The organism is Kitasatospora sp. NPDC047058 (assembly GCF_040643935.1).
Taxonomy (GTDB): Bacteria; Actinomycetota; Actinomycetes; order Streptomycetales; family Streptomycetaceae; genus Kitasatospora.
This window is the reverse complement of the sequence record NZ_JBEYVJ010000260.1, coordinates 1-10,438: the sequence shown is the minus strand read 5'-3', so window position 1 is coordinate 10,438 and position 10,438 is coordinate 1. Positions and strand designations below refer to the sequence as shown.

The following is a 10,438-nucleotide window of genomic DNA, read 5'->3' as shown; positions in this document are numbered from 1 at the left end:
ACGGCCGGCACCGTCCGGCGACGCCCGGACCTGCACCTGCACGCGCGCTTCACGTCCCGCGGCGCACCTGCGCCCGCGCCCCGGCACCGGGACCGGGACCGCTACCCGTACGTCCGCTTGGTACGCCCGCCTGCTCCGTACGCCCGCCCGCTCCCGTACAGCGCCACGCCCCGCATGCACCTCGGGCCGCCTCCCACCCGGGCGGCCCCACCCCCACCCTCCTCCGCCCGATCGGAGCCACCGCATGTCACGACGCCTCCCGTACCTGCTGAGCGCCGCCCTCGGAGCCGCCGTCCTGGGCGCCGCGCCGGCCGCCCACGCGGGCGCCCCGGCCACCCCCACGGCCCCCGCCGCCGCGACGGCCGCGCCCGGCACCCAGCCGTACGCCTCGTACTGGTACCCGAGCACCATCCTGAACTGGGACCCGGCCACCGACCCGGACGCCCGCTTCAACCGCTCCCGCGTCCCGCTCCAGCCCCGCACCAGCGACCCGGCGCTCAAGGCCAACGCCAACGCCCGGGCCGGCGAGGGCAAAGTGGCCTCGCTGGTCTCCTTCGGACCGACCTCCAACAACCCCTCCCAGGGCTCCGCCGATCCCGACTACTACGCCTTCGGCTACTGGCAGTACGTCGACAAGCTCGTCTTCTGGGGCGGCTCGGCCGGCGAGGGCCTGATCCTCGCGCCCAACCCGACCGTCATCGACGCCGCCCACCGCAACGGCGTCAAGGTGTACGGCACGGTCTTCTTCCCGCCCGCCGCCTACGGCGGCCAGCTGCAGTGGGTCCGCGACTTCGTCCAGAAGTCCGGCAGCCGCTACCCGGTCGCCGACAAGCTGGTCCAGGCCGCCCAGTACTACGGCTTCGACGGCTGGTTCATCAACCAGGAGACCGGCGGCGGCGATCCGGCACTCGCCGGCGAACTCCGCAACCTGATGCAGTACACCAAGGACCGGAGCAGCACCGAGTTCATGTGGTACGACGCCATGACCGAGTCCGGCTCGGTGAATTGGCAGAACGCGCTGACCCCCGCCAACGACACCTTCCTGCAGGACGGCGGCAGGCGCACCGCGGACTCGATGTTCCTCAACTTCAACTGGAGCTCCGGCGGCCTCGATTCCTCCCGCTCACTGGCCCGCGGCCTCGGCCGCAGCGAGTACGACCTCTACTCCGGCATCGACACCGAGGCCAACGGCTACAACACCGGCGTCGACTGGAACGCGCTCTTCCCGGCCGGCAAGCCGCACACCACCTCGCTCGGCCTCTACCGCCCCGAGTGGACCTGGAAGTCCGCCACCGACCGCGCCGACTTCTACGCCAAGGACGCCCGCTACTGGGTCGGCGCCAACAACGACCCCTCCGACACCACGACGTCGTCCGACTGGAAGGGCCTCGCCGGCTACATCGCGGAATCCTCGCCGATCACCTCCAAGCCCTTCGTCACCAACTTCTCCACCGGCCAGGGCGACTTCCACAACACGGCCGGCACCAGGACCGCCACCGGCGGCTGGAACAACCTCTCGCTCCAGGACGTCCCGCCCACCTACCGCTGGCTGGTCAGCTCCACCGGCAGCCGCCTCACCCCCTCCGTCGACTTCACCGACGCCTACGAGGGCGGCTCCTCGCTGCGCCTGAGCGGCACGCTGGACGCCGCCAACACCATCCGGCTCTACCAGAGCAGACTGCCGGTCGCGGCGGACAGCAAGCTCTCCGTGGTCGTGAAGACCCCGGCCGCCGGGCCGACCGGCCTGAAGGCGGCGATCTCCTTCACCGACGCGCCGACCAGCTTCACCACGCTCGACCTGGGCGCCGACTCCGGCACCGGATGGGAGCGCCACACCCTCGACCTGTCCGCCTACGCCGGGCGCACCATCGCCCAGATCGGCCTCCGGGCCGAAGGGTCCAACCCGGCCTACGACGTGAGGATCGGTCAGCTCGCCCTCTACGACGGTGCGGTGGACGTGCCGGCCGCCCCGAGCGGGCTGACCGTCCTGGGTGCGAGCGACGTCGTGGCCGGCTCCAGCCAGTCGCTGCGGCTCTCCTGGACGGCGTCGGCGAGCGGCAACGTCCACCACTACGAGCTGTACCGGCGCAACGCGGACGGCACCCGTGGCTACCTCGGCGCGACGCCGTCCGACGCGTTCTTCGTGAACCGGCTGGACCGGGCGGGCAGCGAGACCGGCACCGTGATCGAGGTGGAGGCGGTCTCCACCGAGTACGGCCGCTCCACCACCGCCACCACCACCGTGTCCTGGGGCGGCACCCCGCCGGCCGGCACCAACCTGGCGCTGGGCCGTCCGGCCACCGCCTCCGGCCGGTGCAACGCCAACGAGGGCCCGACCAAGGCGGTCAACGGCAGCGTCAACGGCGGCAACAGCGACAAGTGGTGCACCCTCACCAGCGCCAAGTGGCTGGAGGTGGACCTCGGTTCGGCCCGTCCGCTGTCCGAGTTCGTGGTCAGGCACGCCTCGGCCGGCGGTGAGAGCCCCGCCTACAACACCCGCGACTTCTCGATCCAGGTGCGGTCGGCCACGACCGACCCGTGGACCACCGTCGCCTCCGTCACCGGCAACACCGCCGGGATCACCAAGCACCCGGTGACCACCACCGCCCGCTACGTCCGCCTGGTCGTCACCAGGCCCACCCAGGGCACCGACCCCGCCGCCCGCATCTACGAGTTCGAGGCCTGGGGCGCGTAGCCCCGATCCAGCGAAGGGACCACCCCCGTGCCGGTCGTCACCATCACCGCCGTCGAGAGTACGGACCTCTTCACGGGCCCCGAGGACGCGCCGCGCCAACTGCTGCGCGTGACCCTCGACGGCCCGCCCGCCACCCGGATCACCGTCACCGGCCCCGGGGTACGCGGCGAGGCGGCCGGCACGGGTCCGGTGGAAGTCCCCCTGGAGATCAGCGCGGCCGCCGCACCCGGGCAGCGGATCCCGGTCGAGGTGCACGCCGGTGGCGCCCGCGCCGACGGCGTCGTCGAGGTCGCCGAGCCCGGCTGGACGATGTTCATGGTCTCGCACTTCCACTACGACCCGGTCTGGTGGAACACCCAGGCCGCCTACACCTCGCCGTGGGAGCTGCTCTCCGCCGACGCCACCACCCGGCCGCTCTGGGAGCGCAACGGCTTCGCCCTGGTCGACGCACACCTGGACCTGGCGCTGCGCGACCCGGTGTACACCTTCGTGCTCGCCGAAGTCGACTATCTGAAGCCCTACTTCGACCAGCACCCGGAGCGCCGCGAGACGCTGCGGCTGCTGCTGGAACGCGGGCAGGTGGAACTCGTCGGCGGCACCTACAACGAGCCCAACACCAACCTCACCGGCGCCGAGACCACCATCCGCAACCTCGTCCACGGCATCGGCTACCAGCGCGACGTCCTCGGCGGCGACCCGCGGACCGCCTGGCAGCTCGACGTCTTCGGCCACGACCCGCAGTTCCCCGGCCACCTGGCCGCCGCCGGGCTCACCGGCAGCGCCTGGGCGCGCGGCCCGTTCCACCAGTGGGGCCCGATCCAGAAGAACTTCCGAGAGGCCAAGGACGACGCCCGGGTGATGCAGTTCCCGAGCGAGTTCGAGTGGATCGCGCCCTCCGGCGACGGCGTGCTCACCCACTACATGCCGCACCACTACTCGGCCGGCTGGTGGATGGACTCCTCGCCCGACCTCGCCACCGCCGAGCAGGCCGTCTACGAGCTGTACCGCAAGCTCAAGCCGGTCGGCGCGACGAGGAACCTGCTGCTGCCGGTGGGGACGGACTACACCCCGCCGAACAAGTGGGTCACCGCGATCCACCGGTCGTGGGCGGCGAAGTACCTGTGGCCGCGGTTCGTCTGCGGCACACCGCGGGACTTCTTGGACGCGGTGCGGGCCGGGCTGGCGGCGAGCGGGCGCCGGCCCAGCCCGCAGACCCGGGACATGAACCCGGTCTACACCGGCAAGGACGTCTCCTACATCGACACCAAGCAGGCCCAGCGGGCCGCCGAGGTCGCGGCCGTGGACGCCGAGAAGCTGGCCACGCTGGCCGTGGTGCACGGGCTCGGGCGGTACCCGCAGGACGCGTTGGACAAGGTCTGGCGCCAACTCGCCTACGGCGCCCACCACGACGCGATCACCGGGTCCGAGTCCGACCAGGTGTACCTGGACCTGCTCGGCGGCTGGCGGGAGGCGTACGACCTGGCGGCCGGCGTTCGCGACCGCGCGCTGGACGCGCTCGTGGGGCGGGTCGCAACGGCCGGCGAGGGCATGGCCGTGGTCGTCACCAACACGCTCTCCTTCGACCGGACCGACCTGGTCGCCGTCCGGCTGCCGGCGGGGGAGCGCTTCCCGGTGCGGGTGCTGGACGACACGGGCGCGGAGGTGCCGGGCGCCGTCGACCGGGGCACGCTGCGGTTCCTGGCCGTCGGGGTGCCGGCGCTGGGATGGCGGACCTGGCGGCTGGTGCCCGGGGCCTCCGCCGACGACACCGCCTGGTCCGTGACCGCCGCTCCGGCCCCGTCTCCGGACCTGTCCATGGGCGCCCCGTCCCCGTCCCCGGCCCCGGCCCCGTCCGTGGCCGCCTGGTCCGCCGCCGAGGGGCACACCATCGCCAACGCCCGCTACCGGGTCACCGCCGACCCGGCGCGCGGCGGCGGCCTCTCCTCCGTCCTGGACCTGCTGCACGGGCGGGAGTTGATCCGGACGGGGCTGGTCGGCAACGAGCTGCGGGTCTACGAGGAGTACCCGCAGCACCCCGACTTCGGCGAGGGCCCCTGGCATCTCCTCCCCAAGGGCCCGGTCCTCGGCTCCGGCGAGCAGCCGGCCGACGTCCGCCGCGAGACCGGCCCGCTCGGCGAACGGCTGGTGATCGGCGGGACGGTCGACGGCATCCGCTACGAGCAGACCGTCACCCTGTGGCACGGTGTTGACCGCGTCGACTGCCGCACCCGGGTGGTCGACCACTCCGGCGCCGACCGGCTGCTGCGGCTGCGCTTCCCCGTCGACCTGCCCGGCGCGCTGCCCGTCAGCGAGGTCGCCGGCGCGGTGGTCGGGCGCGGCTTCGCGATGCCCGACGTCGACTCCGCCGAGGCGCCCTGGACCCTCGACAATCCCGCCAACACCTGGTTCGGCCTGGGCTCCACGGCGCGCGTGGAACTCACGGGCCTCGCGGGCGAGGCGCTGGGCGAACGGGCACTGGGGGTGGCCGAGGTGGTCGTCCCCGACCTGGACGCCGCCGCGGACGCCCGCGGGCTGGTCGTCGCGCTCGCCCGGGTCGGCGTCACCGCCACCACCTCCGGCGCCGACTGGGCGCGGTACGGCTGGCTGGACGTGGACTCCAACCTGCCGGACTTCCGCATCGTCGTCGGCGGTCCGGAAGTCAACGACGTGGCACGGGAGTTGATCGGTCGGGCCGGGGAGGAGTACGCCGCCGTCCTGAAGGAGCGCGGCGCCGTCTGGGTGCCGGCCCTCACCCCGCTGGCCGAGGTCTGGCGGCCCGGCGCCGACCTGCGCGACCTGCGGGCGCTGCCGGCGCTGGTCGTCACCGACCCGGCCCCGCTGGTGGACGACCTCGCGGACGCCCGGATCACCGCAGTCTGCCCGGTGCCGCCGACGGCGTCGGAACAACTCACCGACCACACCGTCGCGTTGCTCAGCTTCGGCCTGCCCGGCTTCGCGGTCGATGCCGCCGGAGCCCTGCACCTGTCGCTGATGCGCTCCTGCACCGGCTGGCCATCCGGCGTCTGGATCGACCCGCCCCGGCGTACCCTGCCCGACGGTTCCTCCTTCCAACTCCAGCACTGGACACATGAGTTCACCTATGCGCTGGTCGGCGGTGCGGGGGACTGGCGCGCCCTCGGGCTGCCCGCGCAGGGCCAGGAGTTCAACCACCCGCTGTACGCCCGGCTCGCCCCGGCCCAGGACGGCCCGCTGCCGGCCACCCTGTCCTGGCTGCGGGTCGAACCGGCCCGCGAGGTGCTGCTCGGCGCGCTCAAGCCGGCCGGCAACCCGGTTGCGCACGGCTCCGCCGCCCGGCCCGACGGCGGTGAACTCACGCTCCGGCTGGTCGAGTCCACCGGCCTCGGGCGGACGGCGCGCCTCGGCGGCGCCCTCGCCCTGACCGGCCTGCGCCGGGCCGACCTGCTGGAGCGGGCGTTCGGCCCGGCGGAGCCCGAGCAGGGCCCGGGGCTGGACCTGGCCGGCTCGCAGATCGCCACCGTCCTGGCCCGGCCCGGCGTTTCAGCCGGCACCGCAGAGGCGGACGGTCAGGGCCGCGCCGCCGCCCCGGTACTCGGCACGGTCGCCGAGGCCGCGCAGCCCGTCCACGCCCGGTACTGGCTGCACAACCGCGGCCCGGCTCCGCTCGGCTACCTCCCGGTGTCGGTCGGCGCGTCGCCCGGCCTGTTGCGGACCACCGGCGAGCCGGTGGAGCTCTCCGTCGCCCTGTCCTCCCAGCTGCGCGACGCCGCCGCGGAGGGCACCGCGCGGATCCTCCCGCCGGACGGCTGGACGGCGAGCCTCCCGACCCGCCCCTACCGGCTGGAGCCGGGCGGCCACCTGCGCTTTCCCGTGACACTCACCCCGCCGGCCTCCGCCGAACCCGGGCTGCACTTCGCCGCCGTCCGGATCGCGCACGACGGCCAGGAGATCGAGGACGTGGTCACCGTGGCCGTCGGCGACCTCCCGGACCTCCTCCCCGTCCCCGGCGAGGCACCCGAGGACTGGACCGCCGCCCAGGGCACCAAGTCCGCCGAGGGCCGCGACACCGGACTCACCGTGACGACCCCGGCGGACGCCGTGCGCGTCGCCCCTGGCGGCCGCGCCGCCCTCGACCTCCGCCTCGCCAACCGCACCCGCGGTGAGATCCGCGGCGAACTGCAGCTGGTCTCGCCCTGGGGCACGTGGGAGGCACTCCCCGTCCCCGTCCGCGGTTTCACCCTGCCGGCCGGCGCCGCGCAGACCGTGACCTTCGCGGTCGCCGTCCCCGAGGACATCGACCCGGGTGCGTACTGGGCGCTCGCCAAGGTGATGTGGTTCGGCCGCTGCCAGTACGCGCCCACCGTGGCACTGGTGGTGGAGCCGTGACCGCCGGCGTCCTCGGCCACCTCGACGGCCGACCCCTGCCACGCACCGCACTCGACCGCCGCCTGGCCGCCCTGCGCACCGGCCCGCGAGCCACCGCCCTGCCCCGGCCCGGCAGTTCGGAGGACCGCCAACTCGCCCGCTGGGTGGCCCAGGTGCTGCTGACCGAGGCGCTCTGCGAGGCCGTCGCCGCCGAACGCGGCCTCACCGTCCCGCGCGGCACCCCGGCCCGCCTCGACCAGCAGGCCGCCGTCGAACTCGGCTCCATCACCGCCGCGGCCTACGAGGGCAGCCCGGCCGTCCGGGCCGTCTACGAGGCCGTCACGGCCGATGTCACCCCGCCGCCCGAACAAGTCCGGCACTACCGGACGATGGCCTCACGTGCTCCCGGACCCGCCGTCTGGCGCCTCGCCTTCCCCGACGGCGGCACCTGCGAGGCCGACCCCGCGACCCTCCCACGCGCCCTCGCGGCCGGCCTCCGGACCGCCGCCCCGGGGGAGGCGGTCACCGCGGACGGCTGGACCGCCACCCTCCTCGCCGTGACCCGCTCCCCGGCGGAGGGCCCCGACCCCGCCGCCGTCGTCCACGCGGCCACCCGCCGGGCCGCCTTCGTCCGCTGGCTCGACCACGCCCGCGCCACCCGCCTCACCCTCACCTCCGGCCTCGAACACCCCGGCGACCCCGCCCAACCCGACAACCACCACCGGCACTGACCCCCCTGCCGCGCCCACCCGAGCGCGGCAGGGCAATGGTCCCGTTAGGCTGCGGCCATGATCCGTGCAGTGGTGTTCGACGTCGGTGAGTGCCTCGTGGACGAGACCCGGGAGTACGGGACCTGGGCGGACTGGCTGGGCGTGCCTCGGCACACCTTCGTGGCACAGCTCGGCGCAGTAATCGCCGAGGGCCGCGACTACCGCGAGACGTTCCAGGTCTTCCGGCCCGGCTTCGACCTCTACGAAGAACGCGAGAAGCGGGCAGCGGCGGGCCGGGCCGAGACATTCGGCGAGGAGGACTTGTACGCCGACGTCCGCCCGGCCCTCGCCAGGCTCCGGGCGGCCGGCCTCTGGCTGGCCATCGCCGGTAACCAGACGGTCCGATCCGGGGTGATTCTCCGTCGGCTCTTCACCGACGACGTCGACCTGATCGGCACCTCCGACGACTGGGGAGCGAGCAAACCGGATCCGGCCTTCTTCGAACGGGTCGCCGGGGTGGTGCCGGTCGAACCGGACGAGATCCTCTACGTCGGCGACCGCCTGGACAACGACGTCCTCCCCGCGGCCCATGCCGGGATGCAGACCGCGCTGATCCGCCGTGGGCCGTGGGGGTGGATCCAGCAGCACGACCCCACAGCCGGTCGTGCGACATTCCGGATCGACTCGCTCACCGAGCTGCCGGAGCTGATCGCAAAGGCTAACGCTGCAGCGAACTGAGCGTCGTGGACCAGGAGTAGAGGCGATTGTCCACCTGTTGGACGGTTTCCGAGTCCTGCCAGGGAGAGAGCGCCCGCCGGGTCTCGCGGATGCGCTCCATGCCGGTGGCGTACCAGGTCACGCCCAGCTGATCGAGTGCCTGCTCCAGCAGCGCACACGCCGGGTCAGGCCGTCGAGCGGCGGCCTCGACGGCCGCGAGATCGGCGAGGACGACGATCCGCTGTTTGCCGTCGGTCTCGGGTAGATCTGCGAGCACCGTCTCCAGGGTGGTTCGGGCCTGGGGGATGAGGCCGGCAGCCAGCTCCGTGTTGCCCTTGAAAGCGGCGAGCCGGGTGGCCGAGAACCAGGTGAACCACTCCGGGCTGAGGTGATCGCCGCCGGCCGACAGCACGCTCTCGGCCCGGCGGAGGAGTGCGAGCGCCTGCCGGTGATCGCCACAACGGGTCAGGCACTCGGCCTCGACGGCGTCGAGCCAGGCCAGCAACTCGGCTGAGGCAGGCCCACGCCGGGCGTACGTCCGGGCGGCCCGCATCCGTTCGGTCGCGTCCTCGCGTCGCCCCGCCCAGCCCGGAACGAACGCGGCGTGCGCGAGGACTGCGGCGCCGAGCAGAGAGTCGTCGGCTTCCCCGGCGGCCTGCAAAGCGCGGACGAACGTGGCATCGGCCGAGTCTGGTTGGCGGAGATCGAAGAACTGGATCCGGCCGGCCAGCAGGAGGCTCTCCGCGAGGGCGGAAGCGAGGATCCTCCGGGCGAACCCGTCGGTCTCACCCAGCAGAGCGGTGCCGAGGTTGGCGTGCTCGGCAACCGCCTGATGCAACGTGGCCGGCGACACGCTCCAGTAGAGCCGCCGATGAGCCTCCGTGACGGTGGCGAAGTCTGCGCCAACGGTGGCTGGTTGTGTCCCGGCGGATCCCATCGGCCTCGGCAGCACAGGTGGAGTTGAATGGCGGGGACTTGGAGGGGCGGTCTTGTCCGGCACGGGCCGGGTGCTGTCCTCCCACGGCGCGCGGAAGCCGAGCTCCTCGATCGGCAGGCGCAGGACGTGGGTGAGGAGCTGCTGGTGGTCGTCGCGCGGCCAGGGCGGGTTGGGAGACTCCCACCGCCCGATCTGCTTGCGGCTGACGACGATCTCCCCCATGCCGAGCTGGCGCGCAGCGTCGTGCAGTGCGGCTGCGAGTGCTTGCTGGCTGGACAGGCCGCGAGCTTGTCGGGCGGCCTTGAGCGCGGTGTTGCCGCTGGATCGGGGCATGGCGTCCTCCGAGCTGCTGATGCTGCGTCAACCATACGCCCGATAGGGACATATCCGGGACGTTTGGTGGAGTCGGATGCCGAGGAAGGCTCTGAAAAGTCCCTTGGGAGTCTCATTGAGGGGGTTCAGGGCGGCGCGCTGCAGGGCGACGATTTCCTACGTCACCGCTTGGCGCGGAACGGCTACTGACTGTGGGGATCGCATGCCTGATGTGGCAAACTCAGGGCTTATCGTCAGCCCGCTCAAGACGGCTCGTTTTCCGGTGCCCCTGGAGTGGGGTGTCCAGCCGGACGGGGCGGCGGTGCCGTCGGCGCGGAGGTTGGTGGTGGAGATCGTCCGCGCCTGGAACGTGCCGCTCTCCGGCGACGCGGTGCAAGAGTTGGAGCTCTGCGCGAGCGAGGTGATCGCCAATGCGCTGGAGCATGCAAAGGCCCGGTGCACGGTGACCGTTCGTCGAGTGGGTGAGCGGCTGCGAGTCGAGGTTGCGGATCCCAGCCCGACGTTTGAGCGCCGTGAAGCGGATCCGGAATCGACCAGCGGGCGTGGGCTGTTGCTCGTCGAGGCGTTGGCTCACGCCTGGGGCCGGCACCCGGCGATCAGGCCGGCGTGATGACCGGCGACGCGAGCGTGAACCCGACCGCGCCGATCATCTGCTGCACCGCCGAGGTGCTGGCCCAGATCGCGCTGCGGGACGGCACGCGG

The 10,438-nt window shown here is 73.2% G+C and carries 6 protein-coding genes; 5 read left to right on the top strand and 1 reads right to left on the bottom strand.

Features of this window, described 5'->3' with window-relative positions; translation table 11 throughout:
• The first annotated feature begins 244 nt into the window (after positions 1–244).
• From ABZ885_RS28690 to ABZ885_RS28675, 4 genes are read left to right on the top strand one after another with little or no spacing between them, the layout of a single operon-like run.
• Positions 245–2,695, top strand: coding sequence for a discoidin domain-containing protein (locus ABZ885_RS28690; RefSeq protein WP_360194640.1), 2,451 nt, complete (start codon positions 245–247; stop codon positions 2,693–2,695).
• Between the two features lie 27 nt (positions 2,696–2,722).
• Positions 2,723–7,060 carry an NEW3 domain-containing protein gene (locus ABZ885_RS28685; RefSeq protein ID WP_360194637.1) on the top strand — a complete coding sequence of 1,446 codons (4,338 nt, stop codon included), beginning with the start codon at positions 2,723–2,725 and terminating at the stop codon, positions 7,058–7,060.
• Positions 7,057–7,770: a hypothetical protein gene (locus ABZ885_RS28680; protein WP_360194634.1), complete on the top strand. Its 714-nt coding sequence runs from the start codon at positions 7,057–7,059 to the stop codon at positions 7,768–7,770. Before ABZ885_RS28685 ends, ABZ885_RS28680 begins: the two co-directional genes overlap by 4 nt.
• A gap of 57 nt (positions 7,771–7,827) precedes the next feature.
• On the top strand, positions 7,828–8,487 hold the full coding sequence (locus ABZ885_RS28675; protein ID WP_360194631.1) for an HAD family hydrolase: 660 nt from the start codon (positions 7,828–7,830) through the stop codon (positions 8,485–8,487).
• Here the strand turns inward: ABZ885_RS28675 and ABZ885_RS28670 are convergent.
• Positions 8,468–9,736, bottom strand: coding sequence for a transcriptional regulator (locus ABZ885_RS28670; RefSeq protein WP_360194628.1), 1,269 nt, complete (start codon positions 9,734–9,736; stop codon positions 8,468–8,470). The two genes, ABZ885_RS28675 and ABZ885_RS28670, sit on opposite strands and share 20 nt — an antisense overlap.
• A 202-nt stretch (positions 9,737–9,938) precedes the next feature.
• Between ABZ885_RS28670 and ABZ885_RS28665 the strand changes: the two genes are divergently transcribed.
• On the top strand, positions 9,939–10,346 hold the full coding sequence (locus tag ABZ885_RS28665) for an ATP-binding protein (protein ID WP_360194625.1): 408 nt from the start codon (positions 9,939–9,941) through the stop codon (positions 10,344–10,346).
• The last annotated feature ends 92 nt before the right edge of the window (positions 10,347–10,438 follow it).